The 16986-nt window shown below is 50.9% G+C and carries 26 protein-coding genes; 23 read left to right on the forward strand and 3 right to left on the reverse strand.

The features are described from left to right. Positions 1–84 precede the first annotated feature (84 nt). The 22 genes from JL719_RS09560 (at position 85) to JL719_RS09660 (ending at position 13893) form a co-directional block, all read left to right on the forward strand. The gene (locus JL719_RS09560; RefSeq protein ID WP_051669974.1) at positions 85–330 is read left to right on the forward strand and encodes a helix-turn-helix transcriptional regulator; all 246 of its coding nucleotides are present in this window, start codon (positions 85–87) and stop codon (positions 328–330) included. Next, entirely contained in the window at positions 327–2123 is a 1797-nt protein-coding gene (locus tag JL719_RS09565; RefSeq protein WP_051669972.1) for a phage tail tape measure protein, read from the forward strand. The genes JL719_RS09560 and JL719_RS09565 overlap by 4 nt, the downstream gene beginning before the upstream one ends. A gap of 2 nt (positions 2124–2125) precedes the next feature. Further along, positions 2126–2425: a hypothetical protein gene (locus JL719_RS09570; protein ID WP_033156635.1), complete on the forward strand. Its 300-nt coding sequence runs from the start codon at positions 2126–2128 to the stop codon at positions 2423–2425. Continuing rightward, complete coding sequence (locus JL719_RS09575; protein ID WP_033156634.1) at positions 2422–2808, forward strand: DUF7673 family protein; 387 nt, start codon at positions 2422–2424, stop codon at positions 2806–2808. Before JL719_RS09570 ends, JL719_RS09575 begins: the two co-directional genes overlap by 4 nt. Beyond that, a complete protein-coding gene (locus tag JL719_RS09580; protein ID WP_033156633.1) occupies positions 2805–3191 on the forward strand; it encodes a hypothetical protein in 387 nt (128 codons plus the stop codon). The genes JL719_RS09575 and JL719_RS09580 overlap by 4 nt, the downstream gene beginning before the upstream one ends. After that, positions 3188–3988 carry a hypothetical protein gene (locus JL719_RS09585; RefSeq protein ID WP_033156632.1) on the forward strand — a complete coding sequence of 267 codons (801 nt, stop codon included), beginning with the start codon at positions 3188–3190 and terminating at the stop codon, positions 3986–3988. The genes JL719_RS09580 and JL719_RS09585 overlap by 4 nt, the downstream gene beginning before the upstream one ends. Positions 3989–4099: 111 nt before the next feature. Then, positions 4100–4540 (forward strand): hypothetical protein, encoded by a 441-nt coding sequence (locus JL719_RS09590; RefSeq protein ID WP_174843451.1) that lies wholly within the window; start codon positions 4100–4102, stop codon positions 4538–4540. Continuing rightward, on the forward strand, positions 4527–6374 hold the full coding sequence (locus JL719_RS09595; RefSeq protein ID WP_051669969.1) for a DNA primase family protein: 1848 nt from the start codon (positions 4527–4529) through the stop codon (positions 6372–6374). Before JL719_RS09590 ends, JL719_RS09595 begins: the two co-directional genes overlap by 14 nt. A 258-nt stretch (positions 6375–6632) precedes the next feature. Continuing rightward, positions 6633–6947, forward strand: coding sequence for a hypothetical protein (locus JL719_RS09600; RefSeq protein ID WP_033156631.1), 315 nt, complete (start codon positions 6633–6635; stop codon positions 6945–6947). Positions 6948–7054: 107 nt separating this feature from the next. Further along, positions 7055–7429, forward strand: coding sequence for a hypothetical protein (locus tag JL719_RS09605; RefSeq protein WP_033156630.1), 375 nt, complete (start codon positions 7055–7057; stop codon positions 7427–7429). A 72-nt stretch (positions 7430–7501) separates the two neighbouring features. Next, entirely contained in the window at positions 7502–7864 is a 363-nt protein-coding gene (locus tag JL719_RS09610) for a hypothetical protein (protein ID WP_033156629.1), read from the forward strand. Positions 7865–7941: 77 nt separating this feature from the next. Continuing rightward, entirely contained in the window at positions 7942–8217 is a 276-nt protein-coding gene (locus JL719_RS09615; protein WP_033156628.1) for a hypothetical protein, read from the forward strand. A gap of 67 nt (positions 8218–8284) precedes the next feature. After that, positions 8285–8929, forward strand: coding sequence for a hypothetical protein (locus tag JL719_RS09620; RefSeq protein ID WP_033156627.1), 645 nt, complete (start codon positions 8285–8287; stop codon positions 8927–8929). Positions 8930–9003: 74 nt separating this feature from the next. Then, complete coding sequence (locus tag JL719_RS09625) at positions 9004–9234, forward strand: hypothetical protein (RefSeq protein WP_129871378.1); 231 nt, start codon at positions 9004–9006, stop codon at positions 9232–9234. A 16-nt stretch (positions 9235–9250) separates the two neighbouring features. Then, on the forward strand, positions 9251–10288 hold the full coding sequence (locus tag JL719_RS09630; RefSeq protein ID WP_033156625.1) for a phage integrase: 1038 nt from the start codon (positions 9251–9253) through the stop codon (positions 10286–10288). Continuing rightward, positions 10278–10631: a hypothetical protein gene (locus JL719_RS09635; protein ID WP_033156624.1), complete on the forward strand. Its 354-nt coding sequence runs from the start codon at positions 10278–10280 to the stop codon at positions 10629–10631. The genes JL719_RS09630 and JL719_RS09635 overlap by 11 nt, the downstream gene beginning before the upstream one ends. 920 nt (positions 10632–11551) lie before the next feature. Then, positions 11552–12388 (forward strand): tyrosine-type recombinase/integrase, encoded by an 837-nt coding sequence (locus JL719_RS09640; protein WP_051669967.1) that lies wholly within the window; start codon positions 11552–11554, stop codon positions 12386–12388. After that, entirely contained in the window at positions 12312–12692 is a 381-nt protein-coding gene (locus JL719_RS24005) for a tyrosine-type recombinase/integrase (protein WP_230410264.1), read from the forward strand. The genes JL719_RS09640 and JL719_RS24005 overlap by 77 nt, the downstream gene beginning before the upstream one ends. 69 nt (positions 12693–12761) lie before the next feature. Next, complete coding sequence (locus JL719_RS09645) at positions 12762–12926, forward strand: hypothetical protein (RefSeq protein ID WP_165385946.1); 165 nt, start codon at positions 12762–12764, stop codon at positions 12924–12926. A gap of 47 nt (positions 12927–12973) precedes the next feature. Continuing rightward, a complete protein-coding gene (locus JL719_RS09650) occupies positions 12974–13204 on the forward strand; it encodes a hypothetical protein (protein WP_033156622.1) in 231 nt (76 codons plus the stop codon). Positions 13205–13323: 119 nt separating this feature from the next. Next, a complete protein-coding gene (locus JL719_RS24355) occupies positions 13324–13452 on the forward strand; it encodes a type II toxin-antitoxin system RelE family toxin (RefSeq protein ID WP_308441640.1) in 129 nt (42 codons plus the stop codon). Between the two features lie 246 nt (positions 13453–13698). Next, on the forward strand, positions 13699–13893 hold the full coding sequence (locus tag JL719_RS09660; protein ID WP_033156621.1) for a hypothetical protein: 195 nt from the start codon (positions 13699–13701) through the stop codon (positions 13891–13893). 91 nt (positions 13894–13984) lie between these two features. On the opposite strand, the gene JL719_RS09665 is transcribed toward JL719_RS09660, so the two are convergent. From JL719_RS09665 to JL719_RS09675, 3 genes are read right to left on the reverse strand one after another with little or no spacing between them, the layout of a single operon-like run. Continuing rightward, a complete protein-coding gene (locus JL719_RS09665; RefSeq protein ID WP_174843452.1) occupies positions 13985–15490 on the reverse strand; it encodes a cbb3-type cytochrome c oxidase subunit I in 1506 nt (501 codons plus the stop codon). Then, the gene (locus tag JL719_RS09670; protein WP_033156620.1) at positions 15491–16096 is read right to left on the reverse strand and encodes a c-type cytochrome; all 606 of its coding nucleotides are present in this window, start codon (positions 16094–16096) and stop codon (positions 15491–15493) included. Next, on the reverse strand, positions 16089–16427 hold the full coding sequence (locus JL719_RS09675) for a hypothetical protein (protein ID WP_051669963.1): 339 nt from the start codon (positions 16425–16427) through the stop codon (positions 16089–16091). Before JL719_RS09675 ends, JL719_RS09670 begins: the two co-directional genes overlap by 8 nt. A 111-nt stretch (positions 16428–16538) precedes the next feature. Here JL719_RS09675 and JL719_RS09680 point away from each other — a divergent pair, with 111 nt between their 5' ends. Further along, positions 16539–16985, forward strand: coding sequence for an Rrf2 family transcriptional regulator (locus JL719_RS09680; protein WP_033156619.1), 447 nt, complete (start codon positions 16539–16541; stop codon positions 16983–16985). Position 16986: the final 1 nt, after the last annotated feature.

Below are 16986 nucleotides of genomic sequence, written 5' to 3' on the forward strand. Positions count from 1 at the left end.
TAGCGGTAAATTTCATTCCTAAAAAATATTGCCTTCAACATCTAGCATTCAAGCCATGCATTAACTGGCGCTTGAGGGCAACAAATGGCAATAACAGAACAACAGTCAAACAATAAAAATCAATGTTTCTATCGCATTGACCAGATAGTCGGAAATCCCAAAAAATCGCCGCCAGTCGCGGCCATCATTCCAATCGGCAAGCGCACGTTTCTAAAGCGTGTCGCCGAAGGCAAATACCCAAAACCCGTGAAGGCCGGCCGCTGTTCGCTATGGCGTAAATCCGACATAGACCGGCTGGTGTCGGAAATCAGCGGTGAGGTGGCAGTATGAACGGTATGCAAAACCTTACCTTCATGGTTTCACTGCTGGACCGGGTTTCCGGTCCAACCGCCAAGATCATGTCGTCAATCGATAGCATGACCACCAAATTTCAAAACGGCACTAACAAAATTGCCTACGGTGCGGCCGGTTTGTGGGGTGTGGGTACCGCTCTTCAAGCCAACACCCAAAAGGCCATCGAATTCGAAAGCAAAATGGCCGACGTTGCCAAAATGGTCGATTTTCCGAGTCCAGCAGGAGTGAAAAATTTCGGAAACGAGCTTCTGAAAATGAGCCGGGTTATTCCGATCACTGCCAACGGACTCGCCGAAATAGCCGCCGCCGGCGGTGAGCAAGGTATTCAGTTGCCGGATTTGCCGCCCTTTATCGACACCGTCGCAAAGATGTCTACCGCGTTCGATATGGGTACATCGGCGGCCGGGGAAAGCATCGGCAAGTTAGCCAATATTTTCAACATCCCCATCAGCAATATTTCGAATTTAGGGGATCAAATCAACCACCTGTCCAACAACACCAATGCCAAAGCGTCGGACATGGTTAATTTACTGGGCAGAACCGGCGGTATAGCCAAGCAGATAGGTTTAACCACTGCGCAAACGGCGGCTTTGTCGGCTGCAATGTTGTCGCTTGGACAGCCGGTTGACGTGGCCGGCACGTCGATCAATGCCTTTCTGCAAAAACTCTACACCGCCAGAAATCAAGGCGACGGTTTTAACGATGCTTTGGCGACTATCGGCTTATCGGCTAAGAAACTGGAAAGTAATTTCCAATCCGGACCGCAGCAAGCGATTGATGATTTTCTGCAGCGGATTAGTGGCCTATCCAAACATTCTCAGGCTTTAGTCTTGGGCGATTTATTCGGTCAAGAATATTCGGACAATATCACGCTGCTGGTCGGCAATTTAGGTGTGTACCAAAAAACGCTTGGCTTGGTGTCCGACGCGACCAAGTATCAAGGCTCGATGCAAAACGAGTTCAACATCAAAGCCTTGACGACGGCCAACCGCTTGCAGCTGCTCAGTAATCATTGGGATAACGTCTTAATCTCGGCAGGCACAATATTCTTGCCGAAGATCGTGGAGTGGGTGGGCAAACTCAATAACAACCTTGCCCATGTGGCCGACAAAATTACCCGGTGGTCAACGCTTTTCCCTGAACTTACTGGCTTGGTATCCACTTTGGCGGGCGGCATTGTGGGCATTATTGCCGGGCTGGCCGGACTATCTATTCTGTCCGGTGTTGGGACGCTATTGGGTGCTGGTTTTGCACTGGCCACGGCGCCGGCCGTGGCGACGGCGGTTGCCATTGGCTCAATCGGCTGGGCTGTCTACAAGCTGCTGGATACGTGGTCGCAATGGACATACGGCTTAGGCATATTCGATACCATTGCAGCCGGCTACCAAGCCGCGATACGCGACACTACCGCGTTCATCGAAAAAACGGCATCCGCCATTGATTTCGTGATGACGGGGTTTGAAGGGCTAAAAAATTGGTTTAAAAATTTCAACTTGTGGGAATTTTTGTTGTCCGGCGTGGACGCGCTGATCGGCAAAATCAATATGATTCCCGGCATTGACATCGACTTGGGCGGCATGCCGAAACCGATAGCCGCGCCGGTCGGCTTGAATAGCGGCGGCGGCAAAGGCGGACTGATGAACAAATTCAGCACGCTGAACGACAACAAAAATCAATCGCGCAGCATCGGCACGGTGCAGATCAATAACTACGAGTCTAAACGCAGCCTGTCGCAATTGGTGGACGACGTGATGATGGCGGGTGGCTGATTATGTTGTTGACACCGAATATTCCCAGCGCTATTCTGGCCCCGCTTTCGAAAAAAACGAAAGTCGGGCGTGAGAAACCCGTGTTCAACTGGCGAAAAGTCGCCGCATTCATTCGCGGCTTTTTTATGCCTGTCATTCAGCGCGGCCTTGTGCCGTATGCAATCTGTTATGGCGGGCTGTTTTGGGAGGCCTTCGGGCCGATCGCTCCAGTTGGCGGTTTTCTCACCCCATTTCAGCCCGCCACCCATGCCGTGAGAAGCATCGGCGGCGGTTACTCAAATCAACTGGAGTCACCGTTATGAACATTCAAGTTACGGGCAAAATCCGCCCAATAACCACCAAACACCCCGACGCCGTTAACGACTTCTTGTCGCAAATCCTCGATTTGGACCGCGAGCGCCAAGCCGCCACCGATGCCGGTATTCCCGCGCTAATCCGCCTGGCCGCAATTGCCGACCGCGACACCGGCCAGGCCGATACCGTGCGCAGTTTCCTCCTTGGTCTATGGAATGGCTACCGATTCCCGTTCAATCTGGTCCGGCTCAGAGGCTTGGACAAAGGCTTATTCGATGATTGCATGGCAGTTTTGACGCTAGATGCCAGGGCAACAGCCAAGGAAGTGCATCACTACTTGGACAACGGCGACGAGCTGTTCGAGCGCTGGGCGCAAGGCGGTGTCAAATGACATTCATATTACCCGATCAATCACAGACAGAGCCTTCGCAGCTGCCACCCTTGCAGCCAATTACCCGCCAGGACAAGGCGGCACTATCTAATTTATTGTGCAAAAAATGCCGGCGCGGCCCGCTAAAGCTGGAAGCCGACTTGCTGATTCAGCGCATTAAACAGCTGGACGGTTCCGGTCACTATCTGGCTACTGCCTTTTTAAGCGCCTACCGCAATCTGCCGTTTACCGAGAGCCTTTTTTACCTGGTGAATCTGGACGCGGAAGCCTTGCGCTTGTTTCAACAAATCATCTATATGCGACACGTCCCAAGCTGGGACGACAAGGCGCTGTTCAGCTTAGAACGGCAGATTATCAGCATAGTGAAAGGGGAATTATTATGAAAAGCCAACAGGTAACGCCGGCCACAAGCGTCAGCCAAACAACCAAAGAATCGGACCCGACAAAGTCCGCTATTGATCCCCACGCCGATAAACGGCGTTGGTGGCGGTTGTCGGACCGAGATTTCAAAATCATTGTTGGATCCTTTCAACCTGTAAAAAATTGTTATCAGGAAGCGATCGATGCCGAACGTCGCGGCGAGTTGACCGAGGAAATACTGAACGCGCTTTGTGATTCGGCCTACCACTTCGACCGGATAGCGCATTTGGTGTTCCAGTTTAACCTTGGATTCGACCAGGAAATGACCCACTTTAGAACTGACTTGCCTCAGGTTTGTATTACGGATTTGGCGGACAGTTTCGATGCGCTGTCGGGGCATGTTGACTTATTGATTGAACATCAACCGACAGGCAAGGCGACACCTCACTCATTGGAAAAACTCCACCAACTATCGGGAGTTATGGCCTGCGGCGCATTGCATTGCATCGACGACTTTTACCCAAAGGATTGGATCCCGGATGGGAACATGGCCGAAACGCCGGCTGTTTCCGATCACCGCTTGTCGCCACTGGGCGGCGTGGATAGCGCCATGGCGTTGGCCGACACGGTGAACATGATGACCAACAAAGCCTTATCAGTCGTGTCTATGTTGGGCAATGCCGTTGCCGGAGACGATGACCAAATAAGGCCAAGTGACGATGACATGTATTACGCGTTGCGCTCAGTTGGCGATGAACTTACCGACATCAAAGCCGTGGTGAGTGCTTTTCACCAAGCAACGAAAAGCCAGCACGCATAAAAAAAGGCCGGCGGTTTGAGGAGGCCGCCGGCCTATTTAAAGCAAAGCACTGTTCTTTCTTTCACCGAGAACAGTTTATGGCTAATTAAATAGACACGCAAGCCTAAACTTATGAAAAGAAAACGAAAACTTCCTCCTTATGGAACCATTCTTGCCGAGCGGCAAAAATTCTTAAACCTGCCGTTCCTGGCAGTCGTTTGCATGGGGCAAGATGCCTGGAATAGCGCCAAACGATGGAACGCCCGCGGCGAAAATTGCGCTATGGTCTTACCACCCGACATAAATCCGGAGCAAGTCATTTGGCCGGTGAATGGTTGCAGTTGCGTCATTGAATGGAGCTCCGGTCCCGATTCAAAGCGGGTTGTTGCCTTAGCCAGATGCCTGTTAACTGCCGAAGCCGAGCTTGTTGTGGTATGGCCGCGCTTTGTCGATCCCAACTCGCCCGCTTTCAGCTACGACGCCACCCGTCCGCTCGGTGAACGCTGGGTGCAGTGCCGGGAAATGACCAGAGTTTATCATCGTCAAACAGGTGGTAACCATGTTGCGGCCTGAAGAGTTCTTACCTGATGAAATCAGCTCAAAACCACTAGAACGGGATGAAGAGGCCAGGCTACTGATTGAGAATGCCGCCGAAGGCGAAGCAGAACAAAGCCTGAAGCAGGCGCTTGCAATTGTTGATGCCTTTATCCAGATCGACGGGCAAAAGGCAACATCTGAGGCGCTCGACAAGGATAAAGCGGCTTGGGACACTCCGGAGATAATTGGCGCTCTGGCTACAATCAGCCGCGACGACAGGCAGTCATACACGCGCATCAAGCTTGCCTTAAAGGCTTGGAAAATATCAACCGAGGTTGATAGAAGAGTGCAGGCAGCTATTCGTACATCCGCGCCAAAATTAAACCCAATCGCCGCCATTCTGGAAAACATCCCGACATCGAGCAGTAATGAGCCGGCGTTAGAGGCTAGTGCGCTTCTCATGGCTGATAGCGATGGCCGCTTGAAGCGCAGGATAGAATCGGAAGCGGCTGTTTTAGTTGCGGTCGCGCTGAAAGGGTATGCGGCGTTTAATCCTGAATTGGGCGTTTGGTACATTTTTAACGGCTTATTCTGGAACGTGCAAGACGCCAAACAGACGATTCAGCGCGTGCTGATAAAAATGCTGTATTTGGGTTGCCATGGGATCGGCTTTCGCTCTGCTTTCCTGAGTGGTATTCGTTCTATTTTGGAAAGCGGCTATTTGCTGTCGGCACCCAATGAATCGGCAGGCTTTCTGCCGTTCGAAAACGGTTTGTTGAACATCGAGACGCGGGCGTTAGCGGGGATTACACACCAAACCGCACTAACGTGGTGTCTGCCATACGCATACAACCGGCGAGCGGATTGCCCACGCATTAAGGCCTGGCTGAAATGGGCAGTTGATGATGACTTGGACACTGTTGAACTGATTCGCGCCTTTATGGCGGCGATACTGCACCGCCGTTATGACCTGCAAAAATTCTTGCACCTAATCGGGCCAGGTGGAACCGGAAAAACCACACTATTGAATTTGATTGGTGCTTTAGTTGGAGCCGCTAATACCGTGTCCACTTCATTCAATGCGTTGGAAACCGATAAGTTTGAGCTGGCCAGGCTGTTTTCAAAAATGCTGGCCATCATTGCCGATTCCGAGCGTAACGGCGGCAGCCTGCAAAACTTCAAGGCGGCGACTGGTGGCGATCCGCTGCGCTACGAAGTTAAGCACCAACAATCGACCGGGAGCTTTGTATTCAAAGGTCTGTTCATTCTGATCAGCAACGAACATGTGCAGAACTCTGACAACTCGTCAGGCCTAGAGCGCCGGCGAATCACGGTTCATCTTAAGCGGCGCGTTACCGAGGAGCAAAAGCTTGATTGGCAAGCGCGAGGCGGTGAAGTGGCCGTGTTGCATGCTGAATTACCTGGCTTGGTGAATTGGTTGCTTGAACTGTCTCAGGACGACATTTCCCGCATTATCCGGAACCCACCAGCACGAACCAAACAGGCCAACTTTGAAGCAATGACCGAAAGCAATTCGGTTGCCGGTTGGTTGGTTGAATGCTGTATGCCGGATAAGGACGCGGAAACGCAAATAGGCGACGGTCGAAAAATAAACGAGCCGGGCTCAGAGGTTGAATTCCAAAACGCAAAAACTCAACTTTATCCGAGCTATTTGCAATGGTCTATTCGTAACGGTAAGCGCGACGTTTCGTCTACACGTTTCAAGAATTTGGTTATCGATACGGTCCAAACGCTTGGATTTGAGGCCGCACAACGCCGCGCTGCTTCCGGTCGATTCATTCGCGGGATCCGGCTTCGCAAGGATTGGGAAAATCCGGAATCAAGTTGGCTAAAGGCTGGAAAAAAATGAGGCGCTTTTTTTTCAGTGCTGGGTTTGTGTCGGGTTTAGTGCTGGGTTTGTGCTGGGTTTGTGCTGGGCTGAATGCTAGGTTAAACCCGCGCCGTTGCTGGGCTGTGCTGGGTGTGCTGGGTATGACGGCTAATAAATAGTTTTGAGGAAAAATTAAAAAATTGAATTTATAAAAAAACCGCGTTGCTGGCCAGGGCTTGAGGAGACATCGACCGCTGTGTAGTGGTCGCTGATTAACCATCAACGAGGATTATAGATATGACAACGTTTAACCCATTAGCCGAGCTTCGGCGGAAAGGCTTCGATGCCGAATTACATCAACAGCGCGTGCGCGTTTGGCCGAGGCACAAAATGACTAAATCGCTGGCCCAATTCGTAACGGCGAATTTGTCGGCCATTTCCGGCCAACTTATCGCCGAAGCCAACATGAAAGGCATCGACAACGTGTTCCTTTGGGATTTGCCGGCGCCGCAGCGCACCGAGGCCGGCAATCCAGAAGACACGACGGCCAATGAGATACCCGAGTACATGAATGGCGAAAGCTTTGCCGGTTTTAAAGCGGCGAGCGTATGACTAACACCCACACGGAGGCAATAGCGGAAACACCGAATGCAAGGCCAGGCTTGAGGAGCAGTTCCGGCTGTAAACCGGTTTCTTAATGATCTTTTTGGAGAACGAACATGGCTTTAACCGTATTACCCGTGAATTCGCCTTTGACCCAGTTGCGGGCGCAAGGGATTGACGTGAAATTTAAACGCTGCCTCTTAATGGTGTTTCCGAGACCCAAGGTTACTAATTCGATTCGGGATTTCATCACTGCCAACACTGAATCGATTGCAAACGAATTATATCAAGAGGCGTACTACACCAAGAGCAAAGACCCGCTGGGTTATCAAGAACTAGATGCGCATGACTCGCGTATCTCGTTAGGCGTGTTGTTTTGGGGCTGGTACGTTGACAGCCCTATCCGTATAGCATTGGGCGGGTTGCCTACCGACTTTCGCGACGACATTCCTGACGAGCTTTTGGGCGTGAAATTCAATCCGGGCTTTTGATTGTTTTAACTGGGCTTGAGGAGCTGTTCCGGTCGCAACCGGATTATTAATAATCTTTTTGGAGAAAGAAAAATGTCAATTACACCATGGCCTATAAATACCCCGCTGACCCAGTTGAGGGCACAAGGTTTTGATGCGGAATTCATGACGGCGCATCTGATTGTTTACCCGAAACCCAAAATAACCAATACGATCCGTCAGTTTGTCGTGGATAACCTGGAATCAATTGTGGATGAAGTGAACCTTGAGGGGTATTACCGCAAAAATCCGGACCGGTTGGGATACCAGGCTAAAAGTGGCGGCAACTCGTTGCGGTTGCAGGGCGTCTTAATTTGGCAACTGAACAGCACAATGCGCACGCATATTGGTGCGAAGCCGTTTGATGCAGTGACCGAAAGTTTTCCGGATAGCTTTAACGGCAATCTGGCTATTTAGCGTTTGGGCTGGGCTTGAGGAAAACTAGGCCGGACATTTAGCCGGCCTTAATTAACACTGATTACAAGGACACCAACATGAACCAACTAAGTGCACATCAAAAGCAGTATCTTAAAGAAACCTTCCAAAAGGTTGTGGACATATCGAGAAAAATCAAATTAGGCCGTTCTATGTCATCCGAGGAAGTCGACACCATTCAGAAGGAAATTGACGACGTGAAAGGAACGCTTTTCATGTTTAGCGACATCCATGGCAATGTCGAACACATTGAGCTTTACAAGGAAGCAACGGACATATTGGAAAATGTGCTCAATCTGACGTCCGGCGCCCGTCGATACGACCATTTGGTTTAACCCAGCGAAGCGCTACGCGGTGCATGCCGTGTAGCGCCATCAAGCATTCAATATTTTGGAGAATAACATGTTAAACGAAGAACACATCGCGACTTATCGCCAGGCAAAAACCGACATCGACTCATTGAACGGAAGACTGATAGAGAAACGCCAGGCGGTTGTCGGTGCTCAACGGCAAATCGCCGAGTATCAGCAAACGATCGGTGAGATTGGCGAACAGTTGCGGATCGAGGATTTAGCGTTGGAAAGCCCTTCGCGGTTACGCCAGCCAACCTTAACAGAAGAACAGTACGAGGCACAGCGGCAAACGGCGGTGGAATTGGAAGCGAAGTTGCCGGCCCTGCAAAGTCAAATCGACCAGGCTAATCGGGAGATACGGCGACTGGATCTAGAACTGTCCGGCCTGCATAACACGATGAATTACGCTCAAGCGCAAATCGCTGTCGGCATGGTGAATCAGTCTGTCGACCAACTGATCGAAACGGCGAACGACTCGTTCAAGAATCTGGTGATGGCGTTGATCGCCAGGGAGGGTAGAAGCCAAGGCTATACCCTTGAAGAAAAGGATTTCTTTAAACGGGAAACCTCGCACTTGCTATGCGAGCTGTTGTATCAACGGGCTTTCGGCGTGGGGCCGAACGGTTACGAGATGCCCGACCTACACCACGCCACGGCGCACGTCATCGGCGTGATCGAGACAGCGCCCCATTAGAGCCAGCCTCGGCAAGCCGGCGCCGTTCGGCTTGCTTTTTTCACCCACTTACCGGGAACCTGGAGGACTACAGAATGGATAGAGAACACAAAACAATGAGGCTCGTCGCCGGTAACCATGCCAGGGACAACGCCCAGTTGAACCAATTGCTGAACGACATGCAAGATTTTTTAATGAAGTTGCCGGGCGACGATAGCGACGTGAATCGGTTATTGGTCCAACTAAGCGAGTATAAACAGACGCATTTGACCGCCATCGCTTCCGGCCGGCATTCGCCGTTAGCCGGCAACACGGGCTATTTTTAATTGCCAAGGTTGAGCTATGACGGTTAAACAAGATCAAGACGGCACCTGGCGCGTGCAGGTAGACCGTAAAGGCATACCGCGCACGCGGCGCAGCGGCTTTGAAACAAGGGAGGCCGCCGAACTGTTCGAGCGCGATTATCTTGCTAAGTATCGCACCAACTATGAACAGGCGATGGATGAACGCAGCCTGAAAGAGTTGATTGAGGCGTGGTACATATACCACGGCATAAACTTGGCCGATGCTGAGCGCCGGCGCCGGGTTTTGTTGCAGATGGCCGTCGATTTAAAAAATCCGATAGCTAGCCAGATTACGGCTGAGCAATTTGTGATGTACCGCTTTCATGTCACGCAAAACGAAGGCGCTGTGTGCTTGAAAACCTTTAATAATCGGCACGGTTATCTAGCCGCCGTCTTCAACCGCTTAAAAAAATTGAAGGTGATTACGTATCAGTCGCCGATTTGCGAGGTGGAGTTTTTCAAGATCCAGGAACGGCAACTCAGTTATTTCAGCCGGTCGCAGATCGATGAGTTGCTGGAGTCGATCAAGATGTATTCCACAAATCTGAGCACTTGGTGGGTTACGCAAATCTGTTTGCGAACTGGAGCCCGATGGGGTGAGGCCGAGAAGTTAAAGCGTAAGCAGGTACACAACGGCCGGATTACTTTCGAATTCACCAAGTCCAGGAAAACTAGAACCGTGCCGCTTGATCCGGCGTTCTTCCATGCTCTTGACCAGTTCGCCGGCTACAAAAATCCGGACGATAGGTTGTTCACCAACTGTTTGGGTTCATTCAGGCGGGCAGCCAAGCGCAGCGAGCTGGATTTTCCTCGCGGGCAAAAGTCCCATATTTTGCGCCATTCCTTCGCCAGTCACTTTGTCATGAACGGCGGGAACATCCTGAGCCTGCAAAAGATACTTGGTCACGCCGATATCGGTATGACGATGCGCTATGCGCACCTGGCGCCGGACCATTTGAAGGACGCTGTTATGTTAAATCCGTTATCAGAAAAAACTATCAACATTCAACATCGAGGCTTATCCCATGCAGCGTGATTACATTGACTACCAAAAACCAAATGTCGTTTACATCGACGTGGACGGCACCTTGCTGGTTGATGATCGAATCAATCATCAGTTAGTCGCCTGGGCCCGGCGACAATTTGCAGACGGTAAACAAATTATTGTTTGGAGTGCCCGAGGTGCCGACAACGCCAAGCGGGCGGTCGAACTGTGCGGCATAGGCGACATTGTGTCTCACGCTTTATCAAAGCCGGGTTATGTAGTCGATGATCTTGGCATAGGGTTCACGCGGTTCATGGACATTATCCATGTTGCCGATATTGATCGACCTGTCCAGGATAAAGCCAATTCAGGAGTCAGAGTCTCTATGATTTAGCCTACATCAGCAGTAAAAGCCTTTGTAGAAGCCGGCCACAGCGCCGGCTTTTTTATGCCTTACAAACACCTGAATTTAGGTGAAATACCCAGGGTTTACGGGCTATAAGTCAGCGATAATATTGCTGCAAATTGGTGCAATGTATTAATTTTTTGAACCAAAATGGTTCAGTTATTGTTTTTGAATAATTGATGCAAATTGGTAACCTGTAGACCTTATTATTCAAGGGGGGATATGGCTTTCACTCATCCTCACCCGCGCGATTTTGGTGCAAAAATCACACGCTGCAAATGGTTTTTGCACTATTGTTGTGCAATGGGGTGATAGAAAACCACCTAAAATCAGGTGTTTAGGTGGTCAATGTGACGAAAATTAGCGTGAATTCGAAAATTCGCAGATGGAAATCAATTTCCTCTTTTTGCCATTTTCATAACTGAAATACTAGCCATAAAAAGCCGGTGTTTTATGTATGTAATTGATATTAAATAATTTAATATTCAATTCAATTTTTTGCGGTTTGCCTGTTGAATTATGCTGGTGGGCTGTAGCCCATGTTATTAGCCAATCTGCCAAAAAATGATTGGCGGATAGTGGCAAGTTGCCTATCAAATGACTTGCCACCATCCGCGAAAATAGTAGGTAGAATGCCTGTAATTGGCCGGCAGGTTTTGTAATTGTGTCCTTGGTTGTGTCCTTACTCAGCCTTTTAAAATCTTATGGTAAATAAAACAAATACTTATGAATTTTTCGATTCCGACCCTCGTGCCACCTACCTATCTTAGGTAGTCCAAAGAAATTTAAAAACCCGCTAGCCGTAAGGCTTAGCGGGTTTTTTATTGTCCAAAGACATCTCATGAAATGCCGGGACATCAGGCTAATTTAGTGACACGGGTTAAAGTGACACCAAATCGTGTCACTTTATGGTTGAAAAACTCAACACCGACAAGACCTACAGGGCGGCAAAGCCAAAAGACAAAGACCACACCGTCAACGATGGTGGCGGGCTTACGCTGCTGGTCAAAACCAACGGCTCTAAACTGTGGCGCTTCATCTATCGCTTCGATCGCAAACAAAACCGGTTAAGCTTTGGAGTCTATCCCGAAGTATCGCTTGAACAGGCCCGACGCAAAGCCGAAGAGGCTAGGAGTCAAATCGCCAACGGCATCGATCCCAGCGAGACCAGAAAGCAGGCCAAAATCGAAAGGCAGCAGGCCGCAGATAACCAAAAACGCATTGAGGCCGGCATACCTATCGTCAACAGCTGTGAGCATGTCTGCCGCGAATGGCCGGCCAGGACAGACCACACGGTTCAAGCAATCACCCAGCAAAAGAAAATCAGACGTTTTGAGCTGTATGTTTTCCCTGTCATCGGCGGCAAACCTATTGCTGAAATCAAATCGCCGGATATATTCGGCATCATCAAGCCGCTGAGTGGCAAAAACCAGCTGGAGACGGCCCATAGGATCAACAGCGAGATCAGCGCCGCTTTTTCCTACGCCATTGCCCACGGTTTTACCGATTATGATCCCGCCCAGCCGGTAGCCAAACAAATACCCGCGCAAAAAGTCAAACACAATGCCGCAGTAACCGAGCCTAAAGAGGTCGCCCAGCTGCGTCTTGCTGGCATCTATCCAGCCGCTCACCGGTGTGTTTCCGTCCAGCCGGGGCGATTGCCGGTCCATGTCGGATGGCACCATCCGGAGGGCGCTGAAAACCTTGGGATACGAAAGCGACGTGATGAGCGCCCACGGCTTTAGAGCCACGGCGTCAACGCTGCTGAATGAGCAAGGCTGGTCGCCGGATGCCATACAGCGGCAACTGTGCCACATGCCCAAGGATGCTGTCAGAGCGGCCTACAATCGCGCTCAGTACCTGGATGAACGCCGGCGGATGATGCAGGCTTGGGCGGACTATCTGGACGGCCTAAAGGCCGGCGCCGAGGTGATACCGTTTCGGCGGGCTGGTGTTCTGGGGTGCCAATATCGGGTTCTGGATCGGCGTGGTGTTGTTCGTAATCGTCGGGCTGATAGTTGCGGCTTGGACGACCAGACTATGAGGTAAATCGATGACCGAGCAAATAAACCCAAAGCCGGCGATTTTTGCGAAGGGGATTTAGGCGATGGCGGCATATTGATCGACATCAATGAGCCGCCGTTGCCCGACGCTTTGCGAGCAATGGCCAACACCTATGAACCACCGGCGCGATTCGTCGTCAAACAAGGCCAAGGCCAAGGCGAATACGACTTGTTTTCCGAAGATGGCGAAGAGCTAGACTTGGTTTGGGACTGTTATTGAAAACGCTATAATCCAACCCTATACCCATCCATTCCAATGGTGCCAGCATGATTACCATAGACGCCATCAATACTACCGAAGAGCAAGAAATACTCAGCATTGCCCAAAAGCACGGCCAAAACGCCGGCCAGCTTATAGCGGCCATCGTTCGCGGCTACCTGGAAAACCGACACGACGCCCAACAAGCAGAAGCCGTATTGGCCGGTATCGAAAGCGGGGAAAGCGCGTTATTGGATTGGGACGACGTAAAAGCCGGGCTTTATGACCTGAAAGATTAAGATCGACGGCAAAGCGGCCAAATACTTGCGAGGCTTGGACAAACCCGCCAAGCAAAGAATCGAGCAATTCATCGATCAGTTGGCGGAATTCGGATAACCCGCGCAGCACCGGCAAAGCCTTGCAAGGTAATCTGTCGAGTCTATGGCGTTACCGGGTTGGCGACTACCGTTTGCTCTGTCGCATCTTGGATGGTGAATTGCTGATTTTGATTGTCGAAATCGGCCGCCGAAAAGAAATTTACCGTTAAGGAACCTCTGATTAACAAATGCCCAAACAAGGTGTCGCTTAACGGGGAATGAGCAGGGCTAATCTACCGGTGGTTCTGGTTTATTTCTTGCTGTCAGTTAGCTGAGCCGCAAAATGGCCTGAATTAGCGGTTATTCATGTCGTTTTCATAACATCGCTCAGGCCGAATGTTCGATGGCCTACAGAGGTTCGATCATTCACGCGGTTCGATCTGTATTTATAAAACCTATATCAAGAGGAACAAACAATGGCAGAGTTTTTTATTGAGATAAGCGCGCAGGAAAATGGTGACCACCTGATTCATAAATCCAGCTGCTCTTTGCTGCCGGCTAAAGAGGCGATTTATTATCTGGGTTCAATCAGCAACGTGGTCAGTGCGGCGAAGAAGGCCAGTGAGAGATTTGCTAAGCCAACCGCTTGTTCGCAATGTTCTCCGGTTTGAGATAAAACCTTTACAAGGCGAATACGCCAGCGTATTCGCCTTAAGCGTTTGAAAAATCGGTGGATGCCCAAGCGGTAAGCACACCGTTGATTTATTGGGCTACTGCTTCGCTGTCAATCACTGCCGCGGGCCGTTGCTCACCCTTGCCGATTTCCAATAAATCCCAGAACAACAAACCGCCGCCCGCCGCCGTCATCAAGCCAAATACCATGCGCCAGACCATTGCTTGCATGAACCAGGGATGATTTTGTGCGGCAAAATAGCCGGCCCAAGTGGAGCCTTCCACCGCGCGTTCGATAAACGATTGTTCGTAGCCGGCGATCAATAAAGCCACCGTCATGCCCATCACGCCCAGGTTTAACAGTATCGAGGCGGTTTTCCAGCGCCAGCCATTGGCAAGCTCGCCACCCATCCAGACCTTACCACGCGCTTGCTGCGCCGCTAGGTAGAAGAAGGCAATGTTGATGGTGGCATAAGCCCCGAAGAACGCTAAATGGCCATGTGAAGCCGACCATTGTGTGCCGTGAGTGTATAGATTGATCTGCGGCAAGGTGTGCATGAAACCCCAAACGCCGGCACCGAGAAAATTGCCGAAGGCATGGGCGATGATCCAGGCCAGGGCAGGGTGGTTGCTGTTTTTGAAACGATGTGCACCGGCGTCGTAGATGGAATGCACTACCATCGCTACCAGCGGAATCGGTTCTAGCGCCGAAAAGAAGCCGCCGATGGTAAACCAGTATTCCGGTGTGCCTATCCAGAAGTAGTGATGGCCCAGGCCCAAGATGCCGGAACCGAACATCAAGGCCACTTCGATATACAGCCAGGTTTGTACGACTTTGCGGCGCACGCCCAGCAACTTCATCAAGCTCCAGGCCATGATGCAACCGACCAATACTTCCCAGGTGGCTTCCACCCACAAGTGAATCACCCACCACCACCAGTATTGGTCGACGGAAATATTGGTGACGTAAAACATGCCGGCCAGATACAAACCGGCCAGCGCGACCAGGTCCAAAGTCAACACGCCGGCGATGCCCGACCATTTGCCCTTGGCAAAAGTGGCGGCGACGTTATAGAAGAAGGTTAATACTACGACGACGATACCGATGTCGGCCCAGCGCGGTGCTTCGATGTATTCGCGGCCTTCGTTGATCAACCACAGTGAGGTATCGGTACCGCTGCCGATTTGAATCAGCAAGTACACCAAGACCACGACGGTGACGGCGCCGGTCAATACCCAGAACGCCAATTGTCCCCATTTCAGGCCGACGATTTCGACGCCGCTTTCATCTTCCAGAAACCAGTACACCGAGCCGAGGAAACCGTACAGCATCCATACCACCATGGCGTTGATGTGCACCATGCGGTTGACGTTGAAATCCAGGATTTCATAGAGAAAGCTGGGGAAGATGAATTGCAGACCGGCCAACAGGCCGAACAGCAATTGCGCCATAAACAACACCATCGCCACGGTAAAGTAATGTACCGCCAGTTTTTGGCCGCCGCTCAGATGGGGGTTGGTCATGAGCTCGGTATGGCGTTGCTTGCAACCGGCCCAGCAGTTCGCCGCTTTTTCTTGATAAGCTTGTAAGGTCATTTATTGTTCCTCTTCGCCCAGCGCGATGAAATTATGCGGAAAGCCATTGGTGTCGATAGACGACATCCATTTCAGGAAAGCAACGATGGCTTCCGCTTCGGGTGGTGTGATGTCCAGATTGGGCATCTTGCGGTTGGAGCCGTAGGTGCGGGCATTTTTTTCCGGATCGAGCAGGAAATTCACCATCATTTGTTCGCGCGATTCTTTAGCCCCCCAGCCTTGGTCCAGCCAGGCTTTGGTCAAGTCCGGCGCGTAGTAGGCGCCGTTGCCGAGCAGGGTGTGGCAATTCATGCAGTTCTTGGCTTGTACGGTTTTTTTGCCGTGATCGATCAGTTTTTCTGCTTCTTCTTCGCTCAAAGTTTTGCCGAACAACGGCGCGTCCTCGCCTATGGTGGGTTGGTAGCGCTGCTTGGCTTTGTCGAAACGATAGCTGATGTCTTTGTTTATCACGCTGTAGGCGGGTACGCGCGGGCCGCCGGCACTGATTTGTTTCATCGAATCGAAGCTTAAAATAACCAGCAGTACAAAAGATCCGCCGGTCACCCAGATCGCGGTTTTTTTCCAGAATGTTTCCGACGCCCAGCGGGGCGGACTTTGCTCAGTCATGATGATCTCCAGATTGATGAGAGTGGTGAGTATCTGCATCGTGCGTCGCGGCGCACAACTTCCAGATAAAACGCGGCATCCAGCCGTAGCCGAGTACCATTAACAAGGACAGCAGCAGCCAATAATCGTTAAAATGATTGACGTAGCTGAACACCCCGACGCAAATCAACAAAGCAGCGTAGATTAACCAGGCGGCGAGCTCGAATTTGCGGCGGCCGCTGATCTTGGACCAGGCATACAACGCCGCATACACGGTAGCCAGCAAGATGATCAACGCCGCACTGAAAAAGCTCAGGAAAAAATCGGATAGGGCAACGGGTTCGATCAACATTAAATTTTACCGCCGGACAGTTTTATAACATGCGTTTAAAATGCAACTTTCGGGCAAGTGTAAGCGTCATTAACATTTATTTCAAATACGGCTTTTACCAAATTCACCGACATGCAATTGACTGCACATACCGATTACGCGCTGCGCGTACTGATTTATCTGGCTATCAACACTGAAAAACGGGTAACAATTACTGAATTAGCCGATTTTTTCGGCATCTCCAGAAACCACTTGGTCAAGGTGGTACACAAACTGGGCGTAAAAGGTTTTGTGCTGACGGTACGCGGCAAAGGGGGCGGCATTTGTTTGTCGCGGCCGGCGCGGGAGATCAGTGTCGGCAATGTGGTAAGGGAAGTGGAGGGGCACTTTCAGATGGCAGAATGTTTTAATCCCAAAAAGCAGGGTAGTTGTGCGCTGGAGAAAGGGTGCGGGCTGATAGGATTGTTAGGCGGCGCTGTCGAGCAGTTTTTACAGACTTTGGACAAGGCGGTTTTGAGCGATTTGGTACCAGGGCCCCGGCCGAGTGGCTTGGATGGCGTACCGCTAAAACAGGGTTGAG

It is taken from the genome of Methylomonas sp. LW13 (genome assembly GCF_016865255.1).
Taxonomy (GTDB): Bacteria; Pseudomonadota; Gammaproteobacteria; order Methylococcales; family Methylomonadaceae; genus Methylomonas.

Coding starts and splice junctions, on each gene's coding strand:
- JL719_RS09560 (WP_051669974.1), top strand. CDS start 85: ATGGCAATAACAGAACAACAGTCAAACAATAAAAATCAATGTTTCTAT.
- JL719_RS09565 (WP_051669972.1), top strand. CDS start 327: ATGAACGGTATGCAAAACCTTACCTTCATGGTTTCACTGCTGGACCGG.
- JL719_RS09570 (WP_033156635.1), top strand. CDS start 2,126: ATGTTGTTGACACCGAATATTCCCAGCGCTATTCTGGCCCCGCTTTCG.
- JL719_RS09575 (WP_033156634.1), top strand. CDS start 2,422: ATGAACATTCAAGTTACGGGCAAAATCCGCCCAATAACCACCAAACAC.
- JL719_RS09580 (WP_033156633.1), top strand. CDS start 2,805: ATGACATTCATATTACCCGATCAATCACAGACAGAGCCTTCGCAGCTG.
- JL719_RS09585 (WP_033156632.1), top strand. CDS start 3,188: ATGAAAAGCCAACAGGTAACGCCGGCCACAAGCGTCAGCCAAACAACC.
- JL719_RS09590 (WP_174843451.1), top strand. CDS start 4,100: ATGAAAAGAAAACGAAAACTTCCTCCTTATGGAACCATTCTTGCCGAG.
- JL719_RS09595 (WP_051669969.1), top strand. CDS start 4,527: ATGTTGCGGCCTGAAGAGTTCTTACCTGATGAAATCAGCTCAAAACCA.
- JL719_RS09600 (WP_033156631.1), top strand. CDS start 6,633: ATGACAACGTTTAACCCATTAGCCGAGCTTCGGCGGAAAGGCTTCGAT.
- JL719_RS09605 (WP_033156630.1), top strand. CDS start 7,055: ATGGCTTTAACCGTATTACCCGTGAATTCGCCTTTGACCCAGTTGCGG.
- JL719_RS09610 (WP_033156629.1), top strand. CDS start 7,502: ATGTCAATTACACCATGGCCTATAAATACCCCGCTGACCCAGTTGAGG.
- JL719_RS09615 (WP_033156628.1), top strand. CDS start 7,942: ATGAACCAACTAAGTGCACATCAAAAGCAGTATCTTAAAGAAACCTTC.
- JL719_RS09620 (WP_033156627.1), top strand. CDS start 8,285: ATGTTAAACGAAGAACACATCGCGACTTATCGCCAGGCAAAAACCGAC.
- JL719_RS09625 (WP_129871378.1), top strand. CDS start 9,004: ATGGATAGAGAACACAAAACAATGAGGCTCGTCGCCGGTAACCATGCC.
- JL719_RS09630 (WP_033156625.1), top strand. CDS start 9,251: ATGACGGTTAAACAAGATCAAGACGGCACCTGGCGCGTGCAGGTAGAC.
- JL719_RS09635 (WP_033156624.1), top strand. CDS start 10,278: ATGCAGCGTGATTACATTGACTACCAAAAACCAAATGTCGTTTACATC.
- JL719_RS09640 (WP_051669967.1), top strand. CDS start 11,552: ATGGTTGAAAAACTCAACACCGACAAGACCTACAGGGCGGCAAAGCCA.
- JL719_RS24005 (WP_230410264.1), top strand. CDS start 12,312: ATGTCGGATGGCACCATCCGGAGGGCGCTGAAAACCTTGGGATACGAA.
- JL719_RS09650 (WP_033156622.1), top strand. CDS start 12,974: ATGATTACCATAGACGCCATCAATACTACCGAAGAGCAAGAAATACTC.
- JL719_RS09660 (WP_033156621.1), top strand. CDS start 13,699: ATGGCAGAGTTTTTTATTGAGATAAGCGCGCAGGAAAATGGTGACCAC.
- JL719_RS09665 (WP_174843452.1), bottom strand. CDS start 15,490: ATGACCTTACAAGCTTATCAAGAAAAAGCGGCGAACTGCTGGGCCGGT.
- JL719_RS09670 (WP_033156620.1), bottom strand. CDS start 16,096: ATGACTGAGCAAAGTCCGCCCCGCTGGGCGTCGGAAACATTCTGGAAA.
- JL719_RS09675 (WP_051669963.1), bottom strand. CDS start 16,427: ATGTTGATCGAACCCGTTGCCCTATCCGATTTTTTCCTGAGCTTTTTC.
- JL719_RS09680 (WP_033156619.1), top strand. CDS start 16,539: ATGCAATTGACTGCACATACCGATTACGCGCTGCGCGTACTGATTTAT.